This is a genomic window from Corynebacterium sp. HMSC06C06 (assembly GCF_001807295.1).
GTDB classification, from domain to species: domain Bacteria; phylum Actinomycetota; class Actinomycetes; order Mycobacteriales; family Mycobacteriaceae; genus Corynebacterium; species Corynebacterium striatum.
The window spans coordinates 100,261-121,213 of sequence record NZ_KV788521.1 but is presented as its reverse complement, the minus strand read 5'-3'; the positions used below and the strand labels follow the sequence as shown (position 1 = coordinate 121,213).

The window sequence follows — 20,953 nt, the reverse complement described above, 5'->3', positions numbered from 1 at the left end:
CGCTGACGCGACTACCCTAAGGGCATGAGTTTTAACCTTTCTGGCACGTTGCAGTCTCTGCGTACCAACGCCGCCACTACCGCCGCCAAGCTGGCCACCACCGCCTCCCGCGCCACCGGCCGCGGAGCAGGCGGAATGATTGGTGGCCTCGTTGCCGGCGCTATTGACCCACAGATCATGGCCCACCTCGGTGGCGACCGCCCCGCAGTCCTGGTTACTGGCACCAACGGCAAGTCCACCACTACCCGCATGCTCGCCGCCGCCGTGCGTGCTGAGCACACCGTGGCCACCAACGACGGTGGCGACAACATGGATGCCGGAATCATCTCTGCATTGCTGGCCGGTAAAAACGCCAGCCGCCTCGTCCTCGAGGTCGACGAGCTGCACGTTCCGCATGTGGCGGACAAGCTCAACCCGCAGGCTTTGGTGCTGCTGAATCTCTCCCGCGACCAGCTGGACCGCGTGGGCGAGATTAACAAGATTGAACGCGCCCTGCGCGGCGCGGTTGAGGCGCACCCGGACATGCTCATCATCGCTAACTGCGACGACGTCCTCATGACCTCCGTGGCATACGACGCCAAGAACGTCATCTGGGTTTCCGCTGGTGCCGGATGGCTCGGCGAGTCCGTGACCTGCCCACGTACCGGCGGCCACATCATTCGCGACGGTGAAGATTGGCGTGCCGTCAAGCCGCTTGCCGACGGCCGCGAATTCCGCCGCCCCACTCCCACTTGGTCCGTGGACCAAGCTGGACTCCACACTCCGCAAGGTGAGCGTGCATTGAACCTCGCCCTGCCTGGCCGCGCCAATCGCGGCAACGCCGCCCAGGCCATCGCTGCTGCCGTGGAGGGATTCGGCGTGGACCTCGACAAGGCGCTTTCCGCCACCGAGTCCGTTGCCGACGTCGCCGGCCGCTACTCCACCATCACTCTTAGTAACCAGAAGATTCGCCTGCTTTTGGCTAAGAACCCGGCCGGCTGGCAAGAGGCGCTGTCCATGGTGGACCGCACCGCCGAAGGCCTCGTCATCGCCACCAATGGCCACGTCGCTGACGGCATCGACATGTCCTGGCTGTGGGACGTGAAGTTCGAGGACTTTGAGAAGCTGGCAGTCAAAGCTTCCGGCGAGCGCGGCACCGATCTGGCCGTGCGCTTGGTTTATGCCGATATCTCGCACGAGCTCATCCGCGATCCGCTGGAGGCCATCAAGGCCTGCCCTCCGGGTCGCATCGAGGTTCTGGCTAACTACACCGCTTTCCGCGACTTAAAGAAGGCGCTTGAGCGCGAAGCAAAGGAGACCACCAATGACTAAGCTGCAGATCGGCCTCATCCTGCCGGATGTTTTGGGCACCTACGGCGACGATGGCAATGCTCTAGTCCTGCGTCAGCGCGCCCGCATGCGCGGCCTCGAGGCAGACATCATCCCGATCAAGCTGGGCGAGCCAGTGCCGGATTCCCTCGACGTCTACACCCTTGGTGGCGGCGAGGACGTGGCACAGATTCTCGCTGCTGAGCACCTCATCGCAGACGGTGGCCTCACGCGTGCGGCCAACGCAGGCCGCCCAATCATCGCCATTTGCGCAGGCCTACAGGTTCTCGGTGAGTCCTTCCGCGCCTCCGGCCGCATTATCGACGGCGTGGGGCTTATCGACGCCACCACCGCTTCCATGGCCGAACGCGCCATCGGCGAGGTCTCCTCTGAGCCCACCCGCGCTGGCATCACTGCGGAACTCACCGAGCCTCTCACCGGTTTTGAGAACCACATGGGCGCGACCATCCTGGGCCCGGCTGCGCAGCCGCTGGGCAAGCTCACCCGCGGACAGGGTAATGCCGACACTGCCGCTACCGCGGACCTTGCCGATGCCTCCGAGCAGCGCACAGCCGAAGGCGCCGTTCAGGGCAGCGTCATCGCTACTTACATGCACGGACCAGCACTAGCCCGCAACCCGCAGCTCGCTGACCTGCTGCTGGCCAAGGCTCAGGGCATCGCTTTGGCGGATCTCGAGCCCCTCGACATCCCAGCCGTGTCACAGCTGCGCACCGAGCGCTTCAACGCGTCGAAGCCGCCGCGCTCGCAGCTCTAGTCTCGCAACTGCGGGCGCTCAGCTGGCGCTCGCGGCTTGCCTTAGCCGCCCTAAATGCCAAATCGTCGCCATTTTCGCGCAACTTAGCGCCACAATTCGGCAATTAGGGCGGCTGCTAAGACAGCTACACCGTCAAACGACCCGACAGCGCGCGAGACAGCGTCAGTTCATCCACGAACTCAAGGTCGCCACCCAGCGGCATGCCGGATGCGAGGCGGGTGATCTTTAGGTCAGGGAAGTCTCGCAGCAAGCGGACTAGGTATGCCGCGGTGGCCTCGCCCTCGGTATTCGGGTCCGTGGCGAGGATAACCTCTTTGATCTCCGGCGTCGTGTCGTACAACGGCGCGTCCGGAGTGGAATCCGCTAGCTCTCGGTCCGGCAGCACGCCGCCGATGCGCTGCAACAACGCAGAAATATTAAGGTCCTTCGGGCCGACGTTGGCCAGGGGGTCCAAAGCACCGCCCAGCACGTGATAGCGGCCGTTGTACTCGCCAGTTCGCTCGATGACCTGGATGTCTTTAGGCTCCTCAACCACGCATATGGTCGAGGCGTCGCGTTGCGAATTCACGCAGATGCGGCACACCTCTTCGCGGGAGATATTGCAGCAAATGCGGCAGAAGGTCACGCCGTCGCGCACCGCACCGAGGGCGTTTTGCAAGCGATCGACGTCCTCTGGATCCATGTGCAGCACGTGAAAAGCGATACGCTGCGCCGACTTTGGGCCCACGCCAGGCAGGCGTGAAAACTCGTCGATGAGATCCTGCAGAGGTCCTTCGAACACGATTCTCCCTAATAATTAACGACAAAAGGCCGCCGCCCCGAACCGGGACAACGACCTTTTAGTTTAACGTGCGACTACTGATTGCCGCCGAAGACATCCTGGAAAGAAGGTCCATCGTAGCCCTGCTGGGACTGGCCCATGCCCTGGGACAGCGGGCCAATCTTCTCCTGTGCGAGACGACCAGCCGCAGCGTGTGCTTCCTTGAAAGCGCCGATAACGAGGTCCTGGAGGGTGTCAACGTCCTCAGGGTCCACAACGGACTTATCGATCTGGAGGTCAACGAGCTCAGCACCACCAGTCATAACGACCTTAACCAGGCCATTGCCAGCGGTTCCCTCAACCTGCGCGGCGAGGATTTCTTCCTGTGCCTTCTGCAGCTCAGCCTGCACGCGGGCAGCCTGTGCGAGCAGATCGTTCATGTCATTTGCCTGGGACATTGGGTCAGTCATGGAAAGTCCTTTCAAAAGTAAGTTCTCTAAGTTTTTGCTACCCGCCAAGTGTACAGATGCACGCCTACAAGCGCCGTGCTCCGAGTTCCTTGGCAAGCAGCTCCATCGCCACCTCAGTTGAACTGCGATGATCCATCTCGCCGACGTTTTGAGCTTCCTCCATCATCTCGCGCTCTTCGTCATCGCGTGAGTAGGCCTGTTGCGGTGGTTGCGCAGTGCTTGCCGACGCCCCCATCTCCTGGTTCTGCTGCCCCAACCCCGGTTGACTGGGCTGCGGGTCAGCTGGATAGTACTCCTCTGGTGGTGCCTCAAAATCGTCTTCCGGCGCTGGTTCGGGCGGCAGCGGTACACCGTTGCCGAAATGCGGAACTTTGTTGAATTCCTCGTCACGCTTCTGTGCCACCTGGGAGGCCTGCGCGATTCGCGAACGCCAGTCACCACCCTGCTGGGATGACTGTTGTGCCGGCTTCGCCGCTTGCTGACGCGGGGCCTGCAGCTGCGCAGGCGGAGTAGCTTGCGGTGCAGGTTGATGCGCGCTTGCCGCCGCTGTGGCCGCCGCCGCAGCCTCCGATGCCGCAGCCGGTGTCACTGGCCCGGGGCTCTCTTCGCGAGCAGGCTCGTTGTTCTGCGTGCCGATAGGTCGCGGTGCTCCCCACGGATCATCAGATGCAAACGCAGAAGCGTTCGGAGAAGCGTTATCGGCAGCGCTTGCCACCTCAGCTCCTCCAGTCTCCGGAGCCGCAGGCTGTGGTCGTTCCGGCTGCACTGGCTGAGATGCGCTGGCAGACTGCTCCGATTGCTGCTCGGGTTCAGCCTGCGGACTAGGCCTCTCAGACTCCTGTTCTGGCTCAGCGGACTCGCGCTGTTGCTGGTTTGGGTTCCACGTTGGCTGCTGCCGCGGAGTGCTTTCGCTAAAGCCTGCTGCCTTCGGGTTGGTGCCGATGATGCAGTTGACCTTGATGTCACGGCGCAGCTCTTCCTTTAGAACTGCCACGATCGCATCGTTGTTGGACGGCGAATTGATTCGCTCCGCAAGGGCACCCGTGGTGTGTCCCAGAATCAATGTGTCATCACGGAAGCCAAGCACGCGCGCCTCAGCGAGCATGATCTCTGCAACCTTGTTGCGACGCCCCACGGCCGCGCGAAGGTTCGACCACTGCGAACGCACTTGCTCCGCGACATCAACTGCATGTTCCTGCGCTGGTTCCTGAACAGACTGCTGTGCCGGTTCCTTGGCTGGCTCCGGAGCAGACTCCTGTGCAGGTTGAGTCTCGGTTCGCTGCTGAGGCGCCTGTTCGGCGCGCTCGGCTGGCTGTTGCTCGGACTGCTGCGGCTGAGCCTGCGGCGCCTGGGCCTGCTGCTGTTGTTGCTGCGCCTGGCGGTTGCGGCGGGCAGCGATAATGGCGGCAGCTGCGGCTGCTGGGTCTTGGGCTTGGGCAGTAGCGGGTGCAGGTTGGTTGGAAGCTGCGGTATTTGCGTGGCTGGCAGCAGGCGTTCCAGCGGAGGCACCTTGCGGTGAGCCAACAGGCATGCCCGTGGGCAGCGCAGCCGGCTGGCCAGCCGCGGCTGCTGCCGGAGCCGAGCCCACGAGTAAGTGAGCGCAAAGAATCTCCAGCAGGAGGCGCGGCGAAGTCGCTCCTCGCAACGAAGAGATACGGCTGTTTACGGTCTCAGCCAGGTAGGCCAGCTGCGCTCCGGTGAAACGCTGTGCTTGGGCAAGGAGGATCTCGCCGCGATCGGTTGGAGCGGAGACCAACCCGGCTTCCAAAGCACCCGGAACGGCCTGCAGGATCATCAAGTCGCGCAGACGATCGAGCAGATCAATGGCAAAACGGCGAGGTTCGTGGCCGGCTTCGATGACATCGTCAACAAGCGTGAATAAACCCGCCTTGTCCTGGTTAGCCAGCGCCTCAATCGTGTTGTCAAGAAGACCGAGATCGGTCACGCCCAGCAGGGGACGGGCGACGTCGTAAGTGAGTCCGTCAGGACCCGCACCCGCGAGCAGCTGGTCCAAAATGGACAGCGTGTCACGCGGGGAACCACCGCCGGCCTGAATGACCATGGGGTACACAGTGTCATCCACGTGCACGCCCTCAGCAGCCACGGTGCGCTCCAGCAAGCCCTTCATCGCGGGCGGGGTCAGCAGGCGGAACGGGTAGTGGTGGGTACGCGAACGGATGGTGCCGATGATCTTCTCCGGCTCCGTGGTGGCGAAGATGAAGATGACGTGCTCTGGTGGCTCTTCAACCACCTTGAGCAGAGCATTCGCACCCGAGGCGGAAATCATGTGGGCCTCGTCGATGATGAAGATACGATACCGCGACTCCGCCGGCGCGTAGTAGGCGCGGTCGCGCAGCTCACGCATGTCCTCAACACCGTTGTGTGACGCCGCGTCGAGCTCCGTCACATCGAGATTGCCCGGGCCGCCCGGGGCCAGGGACACACAAGAATCGCACACTCCGCACGGCGTAGACGTCGGCCCCTGCTCGCAGTTGAGCGAACGGGCCATGATGCGCGCAGAAGAGGTTTTACCGCAACCGCGCGGACCGGAAAAGAGGTAAGCATGGTTGATTCGCCCTGCGTCGAGGGCAGCGGATAAAGGCGTGGTGACCTGCTCTTGGCCGACCACTTCCGCGAAAGTTGCTGGACGATATTTCCGGTATAGAGCCACGGTTAGTCAGTCTACATTCTGCCGCGGACACTCTCCCCCGCTGCGGGCGGAACAAGCTAACCGGCGCGCTTCCAATCCAGGATGTCCACGCCTTGCTCGGCGACTGCTTCCTGCAGCTTGGCGACGCCTTCTTCCACCGCGTACGCATACTCCGAGTCGGTAAGCATGAGCAGTTGGCACACCAGCGTCAAGCGACCTTCTTCGGGCAGCTGCGGGACCTGTCCGCCCCACAGATAAGGAGCGATGAGCAGGCCATGGTGCACGCTCAGCGAATCTTCTGCGAGGATCTCCGGCAGCATCACGCCTGGCTGCGCGGGCAAAAGGCCCTTGGCCTTGGTGAGCTTGTCCGCGGCCGCAACGACTGCCGCAGCCACCTCCGGCTGGGTGGCGCGCGCTACGGTCAACAGCTCGCAGCGCACGTCGACCCCCTGCTCCGCATGCTTAAGCCCGGTGTCGACGTCGCCGAAGGTGGTGGTGACGGCGAGGGACTGGGCGTCGTCAAGCGCGGCTAAACCGAGCCTGCGCCCCTCAACGTTCTTGAACTCCAGCTGGGCGGGGATGACCTGGTCAAGCCAATAAGCGGTCTCGTCGGAATTGATGGCCTAAGCCCCCAGCTTCTCCAGAGCGGCGAGCAGGACGCAGGTGGCGACGCCGTCCATCGCAGTCTCAACCTCTTCCTGCGGAGGCAGGGACGGAGCGAGGCGGATATTGCGGTCATTCGGGTCCTCGCCGTACGGGAACGCGGAACCGGCCTTGGTGAGGACGATGCCGGCGTCCTTGGCTAGCTCCCAGACGCGGGTAGCGGTGCCGTCAATGACGTCGAGGGAGATGAAGTAACCGCCCTTTGGCTCGGTCCACTTGGCAATCTCGTACTCGCCGAGGCGGGACTCAAGGATGCGCAGGACCGCGTTGAACTTCGACGCCAGCAGCGCTGCGTGGCGGCGCATGACCGCGCGAACGCCCTCAGCAGAGCCGAAGAACTGGTGGTGTGCCAGCTGGTTGATCTTGTTCGGGCCGATGCCGCGGATCTTGGCGTGGGAGAGGTACCAGTCAAGGTTCTCGCGGGAGGAGGCGAAGAAGGCGACGCCTGCGCCGGCGAAGGTGATTTTGGAGGTCGAGGACATGGCCCAGAAGCGGTTCGGGTTGCCGGCCTCTGCGGCAATGTCGAGAATCGGCAGGATCTCTGGGAATTCGTCGGTGAGGGTGTGAACGGCGTAAGCGTTATCCCACACGATGCGGAAGTCAGCAGCGGCGGTCTCCATGGAGGCCAGCTCCTTGGCTACCTCTGCGGAGATGGTGACGCCGGTTGGGTTGCCGAACATCGGGACGGTCCACAGGCCCTTGACCTGTGGGTCCTTGACCAGTTCCTTGATGGCGTTGACGTCAGGGCCGTCTTCTAGCATCGGCACGGAGATGAGCTCAAAGCCAAAGTGCTCGGTGATTGCGAAGTGGCGGTCGTAGCCCGGAACCGGGCAGATCCACTTGATGTTTTCTTCCTGCGACCACGGGCGCTCGGAGTCGTTGGTGCCGAAGGCGAAGGCCCATGAGATGAGGTCGAACATGATGTTCAGGGAGGAAGAGTCACCGGCCAGCAGCAGGTCTGGGTTGGTGTTGGTCAGCTTGCCCCACAGCTCGCGAAGCTCTTTGATGCCCTCGAGGTTTCCGTAGTTGCGCAGGTCATTGCCCGCTGCGTCGGTGTAGTTGCCGGCGCCCGGCAACTCAAGAAGGTCGTTGGACAGGCTCAGCTGGGTCTTGGCTGGCTTGCCACGGGTCAGATCGAGCTTCAGGCCCTTGGCCTTGAGCTCCTCGTAGTCCTTACGGACCTGTGTTGCGAGGTCATCGAGTTCGGACTTTTCGAGATTGAGCAGCGACATTCCTGTCTACCTTCCGGGTTAGTTGCGGGTAGTTGCGAATATATGGCAACCAATACTAATGCTTGCGTGCAGCTTTTGTAATGTTTATCACCCAGAAAACTTAAAAGGGACCCCGCGCACCCGTCAGAGCCTCCTGACCCTTGCTGCATTCCTGCCCTGGGGGAGTTCAGAGGATGGACGCCACGCGGAATCCTGCCGATAAGCCTAGCGTGCTAGCCACGCTCGCGGCAAACCGTTATTCTTTCCGTCGCTGCGGCCCCGCTCCTCCCACCACTATGGCCACTGTTACGGCTACTCCACTAACGCCGGACGCAGACCGGCCTACCCGGCGTGCGGTGTACGAATTTTTCCTTTGGGCCTGCTCGTGTAGAGTCTTCCAACGGAGGATTCGACTAGCGGCCTATGTCACACGCCTGGAACGCGTGCGGGAGTCACATCCCTCAGGGGTTCAAATCCCCTATCCTCCGCCACAGGTCCCAGCTCTTCGGAGCTGGGACCATTTACGTTTTCTTGAGTCCGGCGGCGTGGAAGGGCCAAATGGTGAGGTACAGATGGTGAGTTCGCCATTCAACAGCCCCAGCAGTTAACAGCACCCCCATCCGTAAAGGGTCGACCTCACCATTTGGACGCGACCTCACCATTTGGACACTGGGCTCACACGGATTGCACTCAGGCCGCAGGATTCATGCTCAGCCCGAATGGTTTGCGCTCGGCTCGCGTGGCTCGCGGGCGGTCCACGCAATTTGAGGGCCACCTTTCCGCTATTGACCTGCTGATTTTGCCGCTCTAGACATGGCTGATAATGTTTTCCAACGGAGGATTCGACTAGCGGCCTATGTCACACGCCTGGAACGCGTGCGGGAGTCACATCCCTCAGGGGTTCAAATCCCCTATCCTCCGCCACAGGTCCCAGCTCTTCGGAGCTGGGACCATTTTTTCGTTTTCAGCAGCCAGGAGCTGCAGCGCTGACAAGGCGAAGGTCAGAACTCCAGCGCACCGTTTTCCAAGCGCAGCAGCAACTCCTTTGCGGCCACGCCGCCACGGTAGCCACCGAGGCTGCCGTCGCTGCGCAGCACCCGGTGGCACGGCACGATGATCGGCACCGGGTTGCGGGCGCAGGCGCTGCCCACGGCGCGGACGGCCTTGGGGTTTGCGGCGGCATCGGCAAGCTGGGCATAAGTGGAGGTTGCGCCGTACGGAATGTCCGACAGGAGTCTTTGCACGCGCTGACGGAAGCCCGAGGTGAGGGCCTCATCGATGGGCACGGTAAATGTCCGACGCGTGCCTGCGAAGTGCTCGGCGAGCTGCGTTACGGCGAGAGTCAGTTCTGGGCTGGTGCCCTTGGACACCGGGCCGATCTTGTCATTAAGACGTGCCAGCACTTTCGCAGAGTCTTCGCATGCGAAGGCCAGATAGACCACACCCCGCTCAGTCGCCGCCACGAGGAGTTCGCCCACAGGCGAGTCGACGTAACGATAGGTAACTGAGCGGGGTGTAGATGCCATGCCGGCGATTCTAGTGCGGTATTACATCAGCTTGGTCTTTGCCAACTCTGCATTGAGGTTGGTGGTGTAGGCGTTGAGCGGTTTGTGCAGCACGATGCCAAGGAAGAGCATTGGGATAATAAAGAGGAGCAAGACCAGCAGCGAGAGCCAGTAATCCGCGTGGTAGACGCCAGCAATAGCGGCGCGGAAGGCGCGAATCGTGTACGTCGCCGGCAACCACGGGCTAATGTTTTGGAACCACTCCGGCAGGAGCTGCAGCGGGTAGGCGCCACCCGCACTAGAGACCTGGATGACGAGCAAGAGCACGCCGAGCGCCTTGCCCGCGTTGGCGAAGGAAACCACGAACGTATAAATGATCATCATGAACACGGTCGAAGAAACCCAGGCTGCGAGCCACAGCAAGAACGGGTGTGCGGGTTCTAGCTGCACGAAGAAGATAAGGCCCAGGGAGAGCAGCGTGGACTGCAGGAAGCCGATCATCGCGAAGATTCCAAAGCGGCCAAAGAAGCGCTGCACCACAGAATATGACTTATCAGTGACATCCGTACGCAAAGTGACCGCCGTCAGCAGCGCCCCCACCCACAGCGCCAGAGTGGTGTACAGCGGCGCCATGCCAGCGCCGAATGCTGCGACTGGGTAGACCGGTTGACGGTCAACCGCAACCGGCGAGGCGATGAAGCCGGCTAACGCGTCCGGGTTGGAGCCCACCAGTTTGGCCAGCTTGGAGAAGTCGCCTGTCTTGCGGGCATTGCCCAGCTCATCTTTGAGCTCACCGAAGCGCTCGCCATCACTGTCGAGCTCCGAGGCCAACGTAGTAAGGGCATCGCGCGCGCCAGTCAGAGTCTCGGTATCGAGGCTGATGCTGGATCCCTGCGTACCAATGTCTTGACCAACTCGCTGGAGGGAGGACTGCAACTGCCCCACCGAGGTGCGCAGTTGGGAGTTGCGGCTTCTCTCAATTGCCTCCTTGGCACGGTCGATGGCAGAGAAGTCCGGTTTCTCGGTGCCCGGCGCGTTGGCTGCGGCGACTAGGCGAGAATGCACCGCTTCCTGTGCGGCAATCGCCTCATCCAAGTTGCTGGTCAGCTGGGCGGCCTCCGCAGGAAGCACCGGCTTAACGTCGGTGTTGATACGGTCGCGCAGCCCCTTGTAGGCGTCAATCTGGCCCTGGACCTGCCCCGCCAGGGTGTTGAGCGTTGCTTGCATCGAGGCTCGCGAGGTGGAGGCGGAATCATAGAGGGCATCGATACGCTGGCGGACGACGTCGTAGCTGTCCGCGGTCTGCGAGAGTGCGGCGTCGAGTGATTCGGTCGAAAGGTTCAGCTCGCCGCTCGGCGCATCAAGCGAAGGACGCGGGGCATTCGCAATGCGCTGCGCGCTTTCCACCAGTGGCACCGAAGAGTCCACGAGGCTGGCCATGGAGCGCGCCGTGCGCGCACCGGTGTGCAGCTGCGCCTCAATGCCGTCGGCGCGAGTCTCGATACGTTTGAGGGCCGCTTGCGTATCGCCTTGGTTGAGGTAGTCGTCGAGGGAGGAAATGAGGCCAAGGGAGACGTCGCCAAGCGTGTGCGTAAAGGACTCCGCAATTTGGGAGGAAACACCCTCCGCACCCTGGTTGGTGATCTTCGGCGCCAGCGCGTTCTTCTTCTCGTTGGTGTACAGCGAGATCTCAGTCGGCTTGGCGCCTTCCGCGTAGAAGGTCATCATGTCCGAGCTAAAGTGCTCCGGCAAAACGATGGCGGCGTAGTATTCGCCGGACTTAGTTCCGTCTAGTGCATTCTCCGGATCAGTAATGATCCAGTCCAGCTTGTCGTTGGCGCGCAGCTGCGAGAGCACCTGCTCGCCCACGTTCAACGGAACGGGGAAGATATCGCTCTTGTAGCCGGTATCCTCGCTGGCCACAGCGACCTTGAGCTGACCGGTGTTGGAGAAGGGATCCCAGCTGGCCAGCACGTTGAACCAAGTAAACAGCAACGGAATGACCACGAGGCCAAAGAGGATGACGGCAGCCATCACGTTCTTGGTTGCGCGACGGAGATCGTCGAGGAAGATTTCACCAATCTTTTTCATTACTCCTCCTCCTGAACAGAAACGGAAGCGGCAGCCGTTGCCGAATGCACGCCCTCGCCACGTGCGGCGACAGAATGCTGCAGCTCTTCCTCGTCCAGATCCACGAGCTCCGCAGACTGTGCCAAGCTCTGCCGCAGGTACTCAAGCGTGACCGCGATGGCCAGAATCACCAGGCACCACAGCGTCCAAATGCCCAGCAGGAACGGCTTCTGCGAAGGAACCAACGCAGCGATGATTCCCAGCACCACCATGCCCACAAAGCCCACCACGGCGGCAATGCGAATCCAGTGCTGATAGTCGTGTTTGCGTTTTTCCAAGTCGGCCGCGAACTCTTCCTTGCCTTGCAACGCCTTGATGACGTCGGCGAAGCGGTAGCCATCACCGACAATCTGCACGTTTTCCGCCGCGATGAGATCCGTCTTGGCCAACTCGCGGTTAAACAGCAGGTTGAAGTGCGCGAAGCTGCGACGGCCGATAAGACCCAGGATGAAGGAGGTCACGAACATGAGCGCGAGCACCGCCATGAACTTCCAGTAGTGCAGCCCATAGAAGCCACCGATGGTCTCACGCATTGCGTCGATGCCGTAGGAGAACGGCAAAAGCGGATAAATCGCACGGAAGAAGGTCGGCATCAGCTCAATCGGGTACAAGCCGGAGGCACCAGGGATCTGCACAGTGACGAGTACCACGGCGAGACCCCGGCCCACGTGGCCCAGCGCCGTCGATAGCGCATAGATGATGCTGAGATAGGCCAAAGAGATCAGCATGCCGGTGGCCACGAAGCCCACCGGGCTCACGGTCTGCACGCCGATGGCGAGGTCGCCCACGGTTACGATGACGGCCTGCACCAGAACCAGCAAGGCCATCAGCATGAAGCGGCCGAGGTAGGCCTGTCCCACGGTCAGGCGCTTGAAGCCCTCGAGGTCCACCTCCACGCGGATTATGACCATGAGCACGAAGGCGCCAATCCACAGGGAGAGGTTGGTAAACAGCGCGGCCATCGCGGAACCATAGGAGCCCACCGGGTAGACGGGCTCACTCTTGACCTCGACTGGATCGGCAAAGAAGTTGCCGATTTCCTCGGAGTTCAGGCCGGTAATGGTCTGCAACTCCTTGGTTCGTGAGGTCGCGGTGATGGCTCGCACGTCATCGCGCGCGCCCTCCACGCCTTCCTCGAGGGAAGCCAGGTCGGCGTCAAAGGACCTCACCGCTTCCTGGGTGGCGCCGAGCTGCTTGGCGACGCCGTCGACCAAGCGTTGCGCTTCCTTCATCGTTGCTTTCTGGGTCTCCAGCGTGGCCGAGAATCCACCCACCTTGGAGCTCAAGTTGCTCATTGCGCGGTTGAGCTCGGGCACGGACTTGTCCACAGCATCCGACAGCGTCTGCGAGGTCTGCTTTGTGTCCTGTGCGGCCTGGTTGACCGCGTCCGCGGTGGACTTGATGGACTTGGCTGTTTCATTGCTGTCATTGCTGAGCGCCTGCAGGTTGCCCAACAGCTGCTTGTTCGCGGCGTTGCCATCTTCCAGGGTGGAGATGGCGTCGTTCAGTGGGCCCGCTACCGAAGGGGAAATCGCGGGCGAGTTTACAATGCCGCGCAGTTGCTTGATGGACTCGTCGCCGGCAGAGATGGCGTCGTTAGTCTGCTGGGTTGCAGAGTTGAAGCGCGAATTAGCTTGGTCCAGCCGTGCGGTGATGTCGGCGACCGATTCCTGGGCACGGGACGTACCTTCCGCCAGGCCAGTCGCGCCCTCCACAAAGGCTGAGGTTAGCGAGTCAGTGTAGCCGGTGACGTTACCTTGAGCATCGGAGATAATGCCCTGGACGTCCCCCAGCGCAGCCTGCGCATCCGTCATTGCCTGCTCGACGTCGCTTAGCGTCTGCTTGGCGCCCGACATCGAGGACTGGGCGCTGCCGAGCTTATCGCCTACTCGCTGCAGATCGCTGCGTGCCGATTCAATATTGTTAGCGGCCTTATCGAAGGCGCCCTCAGAGCGCTGGCGAGACTGCTGAATCTTGTTCTGGAATTTATTTCCCTCGTCGCGCACGTTGGAGGCCGCGGCCTCAGCTACCTGCTCCTTGAACGCAGAGGTGATTTGCTTATCCAGGCTCGATGCAGCGGTATCGGTGATCTTCGGGGCGATCGCGCTGGCTTTTTCGTTTACACGATACTCCAGGGCCGGCTGGGTATATTGCCCGTTAAGCGCGCCCAGCAGCTCCGAGCTGAAGTCGGAGGGGATGGTGATGGTGGCGTAGGTATCGCCGCGTTCGAGCGATCTCTCTGCAGCTTCAGCGTCGAGGAACTGCCAGCCCAGCTGGTGGTTCTCGCGGAGCTGTTCTGTTACTTGTTTTCCTACGTCGATACGGCCCGTGACCTCAGAAAATCCGCCCTTGTCCTCATTGACAACGGCGACCTTGATGTTTTCGGTTGCTCCGTACGGGTCCCAAAAGGCTGCAATGTTCACCCACGAGTAGAGGGCGGGTGTGATGACCACGCCGATGAGGATGATCCATGCCTTTTTAGTGCGACCGAGACGGGCAATGTCTCGAGTAAAAATCTGCCAAGCGTAACGCACTTAGAACACACTACTCAGCTTTAGACAATCGGGTTAACCAGCGGCTTTATATTTCAAGGCGCGGATGAAATTTACTTCAAAAATTATTTACGCGGGAGTGATTTTGTTCAATTTCCCTAAGTTTCTACCGGCTCCCGCCGCTCGGACTTCCCCGTCAAGCATCATTCCCATTTCCCAAGCTCCTAGCCATAAACGGAGTGTAGACTATCACTTCCGGCGCGCAAGCTTGCAGAGGGGCGCAACGAAAATCTCGTAAGCTTACACCCTCCACTCATCACCCTCGCCAATTTTTGTGAAATGCAGCACATACCGTGCGCAATACCCACCATGCCCTAGTGCTCGGCGTACCGAACACGCTGCGCCCCTCCATGCGACGGGGAATATTCCGCACAAACACCAAAATGCCCAAGCAGGGGTTTAAAGTAGTGAGGTCTCACAATCCACCCCACCCTTAACTTTGTCCCCTCGGAGGAGAATTCCGGATGCCAAGACCGGTCGATTCACACACGTCATATGTCCCCGCTATTGACGGGCTGCGCACTGTCGCCGTACTCGGTGTTCTGGCTTATCACTTGAATCCTGCTTGGTTGCCCGGCGGTTACTTGGGCGTCGGCATGTTCTTCACGCTTTCTGGCTACCTGATTACCGCCAACCTCATGCGCAGCCACCTGCGCGGCAAGGGCCTGGGCCTGCCAACCTTCTGGTTGCGCCGCTTCCGCCGCCTGGTCCCTGCGGTTGTGCTCATGCTGGCTGTGGTGCTGCTACTGACTATCTTCTTCGATCGCGCGAAACTCAGCGAGACCGGCGGGCACGCACTTAGCGCGCTGTTTTACGTCAACAACTGGCATGTCATCCTGGAAGGACAGTCCTACTTCGACCGCTTCACCGGCCACGCGCCGCTCGACCACATGTGGTCCCTGTCCGTGGAGGAACAGTTCTACCTCTTCTGGCCGCTGGTACTGTTCGTGCTGCTCAAGCTCACGCGCGGCAAGCGCAAACCGCTGGTTGCGGCCACACTCGTCCTCGCCGCGGTCTCTTTCGGCTGGATGGCTTTCCTATTCAACACCGGCGCTGACGCCACCCGCGTCTACGAAGGCACCGATACTCGTGCCGGCGGCATCCTCTTCGGCGCCGCACTGGCCATCGCGCTAACCAAGGACAAAGGCTATCGCATCCCGCCGCGCGCCCTGACCATTCCGTGCGCGCTGCTGGGCGCGGTGGGTATCGGCTTCCTCTACTGGTGGCTGACCGACTACTCCCCGCACCTCTACAACTGGGGCCTGCTTGCGCTATCTGTTGCCAGCGTGGCCGTGATCACCGCGGCCTTGGATCAGCGCACACTCTTTTCCAAGTTCTTTGGCCTCGCGCCGCTGCGCTGGATCGGTGAGCGCTCCTACGGCATCTACCTCTGGCACCTGCCCGCTATCGTGTTCATCCCGGAATGGTCGGTGGCGCACCCCATCCTGGTCACCGTCGTAGCCATCGCGCTGGCGGCAATTTCCTGGTCCCTGGTGGAGGACCCGATTCGCCGCAACGGTGTGTTTGCTCCCGTCAAAAACTGGTGGGCTGAGCGCAAGGCTCTGGGCACGCCCCGCATTGCCCTAGCCGTGCCAGCCACGGTGCTGGCGGCAGTGGTTGCTATGGGCATTCCGGCCGCATGGAACGACACCCTAGGCAAGGATCAGCCAGCTGGTTCGCAGCAGATGGGCCTGAAGGTCGGCGGTAACGGCCCTGCTAACAAGGCACCCGATGCGGCGGCGCCGGAAGAGGCGGCGTCGTCAAGCGCGGATCCTAGCTTCGCAGCCCCGGATCGTTCCCAAGCAGGCAAGACGCGCTGCACCACCGTCATTCACGTAGGTGACTCGACGTCAATCGGCATGTTCTCCGACGACTACATCTCCGTTCCTTCGCTCAATGCCCAGGTAACCTACCAAAACGTCGGCGCTCAAGAAGTCGTCGCAGACGTCACCGGCGCCCGCTCCACCGTTGAGGCCCTCGAGGGGGATCCAACCATCCTCGACTCCGTCAACCAGCTGCTGGGCCAGGGCTACGGCGCGGAATCCTGTTGGGTCATCGGCGCTGGCGTGAACGACGCCGCCAACCGTGCCGTGGGCGGTTCCGGCGAGGAAGACTGGCGCGTGGACCAGATCATGCAGGTGCTTGGCGACGCCCCCGTGATGTGGCCGACTGCCAAGACCAACCTGGATTCCGGTGCTTACGCCAACGCCAACATGGCGCCTTTCAACGAGGCCCTGCTGCGCGCACGCGACCGCTACCCCAACCTGGTGGTTTATGACTGGGCCTCTGACGTGCACACTGAGTGGTTCCTGCCGGGCGACGACGTACACTACTCCACCGAAGGCAACGAGAAGCGCGCCGAGTACTTTGCCAAGGCAATCGCGCTGGCATTCCCTGCTGACGGCTCCAAGCCGGACAATCAGATCGTGGCCGTGGACTTTCAGCCCACGCACTAAGAAGCTTCTTAAAAGCGCTCGTTAGAAGGCCGGTGGCTCGTAGCCATCGGCCTTTAACCATTCAATATGAGGTGGGGTGTTGTAGCCCCACTCGTTACGAGTCCACAAAAATGCCTCTTCGACTTCGGCCTCAGAGTATTCACCGTCGCGCAGATACTGCTTGAAACCGTTGGGGCCGGGCTCTTTAATCCACAGCCAAATGTAGTCCAACACCGTATGGTCCCCGAGCAGATCCTGCAGGGACTCCGGCAGGTACTCACGTTCAGTGCGTACGCGGGATTCCAAGTCTTGATCAAAAAAGTCGTACAAGTAGTCCATGCTGTCTTCTAGCTGGGCATACTCAAATGCGTTCATGTGTGTTGCTCCTGTACGAGGCGATGTGGTTCCGGCTGCCCAGCCTAGTGAGTCTTGGTTCCGAGGGTCATACGGTCGACTTCTTCGAGCACCTCATCCACGATCATGGGGTTAAAGTTGCGGTCGCGACGCAGGCGCAGCAGCTCCTGCTGCGCACCAGCCAGTGCTACCCGGCGCGCCGCAATGGCGACGTCGCGGGCCTGAATGGCCTTCTGCATACGCGTACTAGCGTCATCGCCGTCTTCGTCTTCACCAAGGCGTTCCTCGAACCACTGCGAGATATTTGCTGCGATCTCTGGATCCAATTCCTGGTACTTCTTCCGCAAGGACTGGATTCCGGCTCTACGCGCACGGCTGGTGATTTCGGTGCGCATCTTGTCCGACGCCGCCTGCGAGTACGTGGTGAGATCCAACCGCTTCATGAGCCATGGCAGCAGCAGACCTGGAATCACCATGGTCATCACGAGCACGGTCAGCGCGATGACAGAAAGCTCATCGCTGTAGGCGATGGCATCGCTAGGAATGGACAAGACCAAGGCCAGCGTGACCAGCCCGCGCATGCCGGACCAGGTCATGAGGAGAACCTCCTGCAGGCGCAGCGGGGCAAGCCGGGGTTTGCCGCGCTTCTTGTTGATCAGGTAGAAGACCCACATCCACAGCAGGCGTACAACGAAGGCAACCAAGGAGAGCAAGATGCCGACGATGACGGAGTGGCCCAGGTTGGCGCCTGCCTCGTGTACCGCAGTGTTTACCGTCATGCCGATGAGGCCGAAGGCCACGCCGGTAAAGAGCAGCTCGATGGTCTCCCAGAAGGACTGGCCGGAGAGCCTATCCTCGGCCTGGATGGGCGCGCGCGAGTGCAGCTCAACTGCGGCAATCACCACAGCAATGACGCCTGAAGCATGGAGTTCTTCCGCAACAACATAGACAGCGAAGGGAATCACCCAGGTCAGCGCGTTGCGGGCCACGACCTCGTGCACCCTGGCAATGAAGATGGAGGCAAGGCGGCCGCTTCCCCAGCCCAGGATTGCTGCGACGACTGCAGAATAGAGGAAGCTCGTGATGGCGTCTGCCCAGGACATGTTCGAGCCATCGGTGACTGCCACGAGCGCGAGGTGGAAAGCGACAATCGACGCCGCGTCATTAAAGAGGCCTTCAGTCTGCAGCGTGGAAATGATACGACGCGGAATGCCTGCGGGCTCGGCGACTGCCTCCACTGCAACTGGGTCGGGTGGGGCAATGGCGGCGCCGATGAGGATCGCTCCAGCAAGAGAGATGCCCGGCAGGAAAGCATATGCGGTCATGCCTACTGCCATGGTGGTTGCCACCACGAGAAGGACGGAAAGGCTAAGAATTGTCATCCACTGTTCCCGGATAACTCCCCAGGAGGTCCTCCTCGCCAGCGCCCACAACAGCGGCGGCAGGAACACCGGAAGAATCAGGTCAGTGGGAATCGTGAAGTCAGGCAGCCGCGGGATGAACATCGATAACGCGGCAAGGATAGAAAGGAGCGCTGGCCACGGCAGACCGAGTTTGTCACCTACTGCTACAACGATCACGGTCAACAACATCAAACCGATTAGGACCAGTAGCACTTCCACTCAAATCACTCCGAACACGACCGTATAATTTAGTTACTTCTTTAACAATAGTCCGCGCTTTATTAATGAATCGAAGAGTTGATCCAGATATAGGGCTCAGTCCCCACTGAGCTGGGATCGAACTGGTCCAGGAGCTCTGCCGCACTGCGTGTCTCATAGCCTAGGGATTCGGCCATGTGCGCCACGACGTCGTTTGGGCTCTGCTCCTCGAGCAACTGCCGCAACGTCACCGCCCCATCCCTCTTTGAAAGGCGCTTGCCTTCCTCATTCAAAACGAGCGGAACGTGGACGAACTCGGGTGCCGGTTGACCCAGCAAGGAGGCCAAGTACGCCTGCCGCGGCGCAGAGCTCAACAAGTCATCACCGCGCACGACTTGATCGACGCCTTGATAAATGTCATCGACCACTACCGCCAGGTTATAAGCCCAGTCCGTATCTGGGTTAGCAACGTCGGCCACCAGCCCGCCGCGGCGCAGGATGAAGTCATCCACGTCTCCGGTGTAATCCCCATGCAATGCGTCATGGATGGTGAACTCGGAGACCTCTGCGGCAAGCCGCAAGGAAGGCACGCGCCCTGCGGCCGCGAGCTCAGCGCGCTTAGCTTCTTTCTCTGCGGGCGTGAGATTGCGGCAGGTTCCAGGGTATTGCCCGGGGATGGCGTGCGGAGCGCGCGAGGCTTCCTGAATGTCCTTGCGGGAGCAGAAGCACTCGTAGTGCGGAAGCTGGCGCAGAGCCTCGGCATAGGCGGCATAGCGATCCTGTTGGCGGATGACTTCGCCATCCCAATCGATGCCAAGAGCCTGTAGATCTTCCAGCTGGCGCTGCGCCGACTCCTCCGATGAGCGTTGGGTGTCAACGTCCTCGACTCGGACCACAAAGCGCCTGCCTGTAGAACGGGCAAACAGCCAAGCCAACAGGGCGGTGCGCAGGTTTCCAAAATGGAGATCCCCAGAGGGGCTCGGGGCGTAGCGCCCCGCGGGGGTGTCGGTTTTCATGGACTCTAGTGTACGAGCGAAATTTGTCTCCTCCTGCACTAAAATCTGTCCCATGCCTACCGACGTGACATTCCCTCTCCTCGATGCCGAGCGCGCAGCAGCACTGTTGGATTCGGCAAAATTGTTCTCTCCCAAAGATGGCTTCCCCGCTTCCGAGTTTGAAGAGATAACAGCAGGTATCGACCGAGTTATTGTGGATGGTCGCTTCACCGGCGCAGTTGAAGACGCACAGCCTGCTGCCGATCTCCTAGAAGCGCATAGCTTGCTTGTCGCCTCCCTACTCGATGATTCCGAGCCGATTGACTCAACCAATGGCCTACTCATCGCTGGCATCGGCATCCTAACGGGTAAGCCTGATCTAGCAAGCCGCGGCTACGCCCTCTTGGCCGATGAGTTCATGAAACTCGAGGAGTTTGAGAACGCCCGCGCCTTCGGGGAAAAGGCCGCATTTGCAGGCGACAGCTCCATTCTCACCGAGCTCAACGAACTCGAGGAACGCAAGGCCACCGAGCAAGCTGAACGAGAGGCTGAGGAAACAGCCGCCGCTCAGGCGGCAGCAGCGCCTGAAACTAACATCCACCCAGTTGCTACCCCGAACGAAACGGCAGACTCTGATGAGGCTGGGGCGCAGAGCATCGCACAAATTTTGGCTGGCCTGCGCACGCGACTCGACGCCGCCAAGTCTGGCGATGCCCAGTCACACGCGTCCGAGTTCGTCGCTATCAACCATGCGGTCCTAAATTCTGCCTTTGCTGGCCCCTTGCAGGTCACAGCCCCCACCACAAGCCTCGATTCCAGCGCAAACACGGAGCTAAAAGAGGCACTGACTATTCTCCTCGAATCCGCAGTTGGCGCGTTGTGGGCTTCCACTTCGGATGAAGCCCGCGAAGTCGTCGCTGAGGAGTCTTACAAGATCCTGCGCCGCAACCACAAGCGGCGGGAATACCTCGAACTCCCCATCGCCATGTTGGCTCGCTTCTACGAAGATGCAGCCCGCAATATCACGGACCCCTCCGGAATAATCCGCGCCCAGTTCTACGCCGATGCCGCCCAAGAACACGCCCGTGACGGCAACGAAGAACGCGAGCTGGAGATGCTACTCAAGCAAGTAGTTCTTGGGCTCATGCAGTCCGACCTTAGTGAAGCGCACGATATCCTCGCCTCCCGCTACGTCAGTGTTCTCAAGCACACGGGGCTTCCCGTAGCCGCTAAGTGGACCGTGCTGTTTTCTGAGACGCTGCGCACTGAGGCAAACAACCTGTACAAATCCACACAGATCCTGATGGACTTCCTCGAGCGGCACCCAGTGGAGCTAGCCCAAACCGCCGCCGACTTCAATGGCCTCGGCGAGGTCGCCGAGCTCTTGGGAGATCGTTATGCCCTCGCCAACGACGCGGATAGTGCACGCCAGCGCTACCACTTTGCCTACAACCTCTTCTCCGCCGCCGGAAATGACGACGCCATGGCATCCCTGGCCAAGAAGGCCTAGCGGCGAGTCATCTCCTCATGCCAAACTGCGCACA

At 60.9% G+C, this 20,953-nt stretch carries 15 protein-coding genes, 2 tRNA genes and 1 other RNA gene; 6 read left to right on the top strand and 12 right to left on the bottom strand.

The features are described from left to right. Nucleotides 1-24 precede the first annotated feature (24 nt). The gene (locus tag HMPREF3153_RS11830) at nucleotides 25-1,311 is read left to right on the top strand and encodes a Mur ligase family protein (protein ID WP_070420971.1); all 1,287 of its coding nucleotides are present in this window, start codon (nucleotides 25-27) and stop codon (nucleotides 1,309-1,311) included. Next, on the top strand, nucleotides 1,304-2,083 hold the full coding sequence (locus HMPREF3153_RS11825; protein ID WP_005530354.1) for a type 1 glutamine amidotransferase: 780 nt from the start codon (nucleotides 1,304-1,306) through the stop codon (nucleotides 2,081-2,083). Before HMPREF3153_RS11830 ends, HMPREF3153_RS11825 begins: the two co-directional genes overlap by 8 nt. A 124-nt stretch (nucleotides 2,084-2,207) precedes the next feature. On the opposite strand, the gene recR is transcribed toward HMPREF3153_RS11825, so the two are convergent. The 6 genes from recR to ffs form a co-directional block, all read right to left on the bottom strand. Next, the gene (gene recR, locus HMPREF3153_RS11820) at nucleotides 2,208-2,864 is read right to left on the bottom strand and encodes a recombination mediator RecR (RefSeq protein ID WP_005530356.1); all 657 of its coding nucleotides are present in this window, start codon (nucleotides 2,862-2,864) and stop codon (nucleotides 2,208-2,210) included. 74 nt (nucleotides 2,865-2,938) lie between these two features. Further along, the gene (locus HMPREF3153_RS11815) at nucleotides 2,939-3,313 is read right to left on the bottom strand and encodes a YbaB/EbfC family nucleoid-associated protein (protein WP_046645729.1); all 375 of its coding nucleotides are present in this window, start codon (nucleotides 3,311-3,313) and stop codon (nucleotides 2,939-2,941) included. Between the two features lie 64 nt (nucleotides 3,314-3,377). Beyond that, the gene (locus HMPREF3153_RS11810) at nucleotides 3,378-5,984 is read right to left on the bottom strand and encodes a DNA polymerase III subunit gamma and tau (RefSeq protein WP_070420970.1); all 2,607 of its coding nucleotides are present in this window, start codon (nucleotides 5,982-5,984) and stop codon (nucleotides 3,378-3,380) included. Between the two features lie 56 nt (nucleotides 5,985-6,040). Next, nucleotides 6,041-6,403: a suppressor of fused domain protein gene (locus HMPREF3153_RS11805; RefSeq protein ID WP_083281044.1), complete on the bottom strand. Its 363-nt coding sequence runs from the start codon at nucleotides 6,401-6,403 to the stop codon at nucleotides 6,041-6,043. Between the two features lie 183 nt (nucleotides 6,404-6,586). Then, nucleotides 6,587-7,858: an aspartate aminotransferase type Ic gene (locus HMPREF3153_RS11800; RefSeq protein ID WP_070420968.1), complete on the bottom strand. Its 1,272-nt coding sequence runs from the start codon at nucleotides 7,856-7,858 to the stop codon at nucleotides 6,587-6,589. Between the two features lie 100 nt (nucleotides 7,859-7,958). Further along, nucleotides 7,959-8,055: signal recognition particle sRNA small type (ffs, locus tag HMPREF3153_RS11795), an RNA gene on the bottom strand. A gap of 184 nt (nucleotides 8,056-8,239) precedes the next feature. Here ffs and HMPREF3153_RS11790 point away from each other — a divergent pair. Next, a tRNA-Ser gene (locus HMPREF3153_RS11790) sits at nucleotides 8,240-8,328 on the top strand. Nucleotides 8,329-8,672: 344 nt separating this feature from the next. After that, a tRNA-Ser gene (locus tag HMPREF3153_RS11785) sits at nucleotides 8,673-8,761 on the top strand. Nucleotides 8,762-8,838: 77 nt separating this feature from the next. Here HMPREF3153_RS11785 and HMPREF3153_RS11780 read toward each other — a convergent pair. From HMPREF3153_RS11780 to HMPREF3153_RS11770, 3 genes are read right to left on the bottom strand one after another with little or no spacing between them, the layout of a single operon-like run. Beyond that, on the bottom strand, nucleotides 8,839-9,363 hold the full coding sequence (locus HMPREF3153_RS11780) for a methylated-DNA--[protein]-cysteine S-methyltransferase (RefSeq protein WP_070420967.1): 525 nt from the start codon (nucleotides 9,361-9,363) through the stop codon (nucleotides 8,839-8,841). Nucleotides 9,364-9,384: 21 nt separating this feature from the next. After that, the gene (locus HMPREF3153_RS11775; RefSeq protein WP_070420966.1) at nucleotides 9,385-11,433 is read right to left on the bottom strand and encodes a YhgE/Pip domain-containing protein; all 2,049 of its coding nucleotides are present in this window, start codon (nucleotides 11,431-11,433) and stop codon (nucleotides 9,385-9,387) included. After that, nucleotides 11,433-14,006 (bottom strand): YhgE/Pip domain-containing protein, encoded by a 2,574-nt coding sequence (locus HMPREF3153_RS11770; RefSeq protein ID WP_070420965.1) that lies wholly within the window; start codon nucleotides 14,004-14,006, stop codon nucleotides 11,433-11,435. Before HMPREF3153_RS11770 ends, HMPREF3153_RS11775 begins: the two co-directional genes overlap by 1 nt. Before the next feature lie 482 nt (nucleotides 14,007-14,488). Here HMPREF3153_RS11770 and HMPREF3153_RS11765 point away from each other — a divergent pair, with 482 nt between their 5' ends. After that, nucleotides 14,489-16,480: an acyltransferase family protein gene (locus HMPREF3153_RS11765; RefSeq protein WP_070420964.1), complete on the top strand. Its 1,992-nt coding sequence runs from the start codon at nucleotides 14,489-14,491 to the stop codon at nucleotides 16,478-16,480. 21 nt (nucleotides 16,481-16,501) lie between these two features. Here the strand turns inward: HMPREF3153_RS11765 and HMPREF3153_RS11760 are convergent, their stop codons facing one another. The 3 genes from HMPREF3153_RS11760 to gluQRS all read right to left on the bottom strand — a co-directional run bounded on the left by HMPREF3153_RS11760 (nucleotide 16,502) and on the right by gluQRS (nucleotide 19,430). Next, nucleotides 16,502-16,834 carry a hypothetical protein gene (locus HMPREF3153_RS11760; protein ID WP_046645736.1) on the bottom strand — a complete coding sequence of 111 codons (333 nt, stop codon included), beginning with the start codon at nucleotides 16,832-16,834 and terminating at the stop codon, nucleotides 16,502-16,504. 44 nt (nucleotides 16,835-16,878) lie between these two features. Further along, on the bottom strand, nucleotides 16,879-18,435 hold the full coding sequence (locus tag HMPREF3153_RS11755; RefSeq protein WP_070420963.1) for a cation:proton antiporter: 1,557 nt from the start codon (nucleotides 18,433-18,435) through the stop codon (nucleotides 16,879-16,881). 62 nt (nucleotides 18,436-18,497) lie between these two features. Then, nucleotides 18,498-19,430, bottom strand: coding sequence for a tRNA glutamyl-Q(34) synthetase GluQRS (gluQRS, locus tag HMPREF3153_RS11750; RefSeq protein WP_070421023.1), 933 nt, complete (start codon nucleotides 19,428-19,430; stop codon nucleotides 18,498-18,500). 52 nt (nucleotides 19,431-19,482) lie between these two features. On the opposite strand from gluQRS, the gene HMPREF3153_RS11745 reads away from it, so the two are divergent. Next, nucleotides 19,483-20,919, top strand: a complete 1,437-nt coding sequence (locus HMPREF3153_RS11745) for a hypothetical protein (protein ID WP_070420962.1) — start codon at nucleotides 19,483-19,485, stop codon at nucleotides 20,917-20,919. Nucleotides 20,920-20,953: the final 34 nt, after the last annotated feature.

Coding starts and splice junctions, on each gene's coding strand:
- HMPREF3153_RS11830 (WP_070420971.1), top strand. CDS start 25: ATGAGTTTTAACCTTTCTGGCACGTTGCAGTCTCTGCGTACCAACGCC.
- HMPREF3153_RS11825 (WP_005530354.1), top strand. CDS start 1,304: ATGACTAAGCTGCAGATCGGCCTCATCCTGCCGGATGTTTTGGGCACC.
- HMPREF3153_RS11815 (WP_046645729.1), bottom strand. CDS start 3,313: ATGACTGACCCAATGTCCCAGGCAAATGACATGAACGATCTGCTCGCA.
- HMPREF3153_RS11800 (WP_070420968.1), bottom strand. CDS start 7,858: ATGTCGCTGCTCAATCTCGAAAAGTCCGAACTCGATGACCTCGCAACA.
- HMPREF3153_RS11780 (WP_070420967.1), bottom strand. CDS start 9,363: ATGGCATCTACACCCCGCTCAGTTACCTATCGTTACGTCGACTCGCCT.
- HMPREF3153_RS11775 (WP_070420966.1), bottom strand. CDS start 11,433: ATGAAAAAGATTGGTGAAATCTTCCTCGACGATCTCCGTCGCGCAACC.
- HMPREF3153_RS11765 (WP_070420964.1), top strand. CDS start 14,489: ATGCCAAGACCGGTCGATTCACACACGTCATATGTCCCCGCTATTGAC.
- HMPREF3153_RS11760 (WP_046645736.1), bottom strand. CDS start 16,834: ATGAACGCATTTGAGTATGCCCAGCTAGAAGACAGCATGGACTACTTG.
- gluQRS (WP_070421023.1), bottom strand. CDS start 19,430: ATGAAAACCGACACCCCCGCGGGGCGCTACGCCCCGAGCCCCTCTGGG.
- HMPREF3153_RS11745 (WP_070420962.1), top strand. CDS start 19,483: ATGCCTACCGACGTGACATTCCCTCTCCTCGATGCCGAGCGCGCAGCA.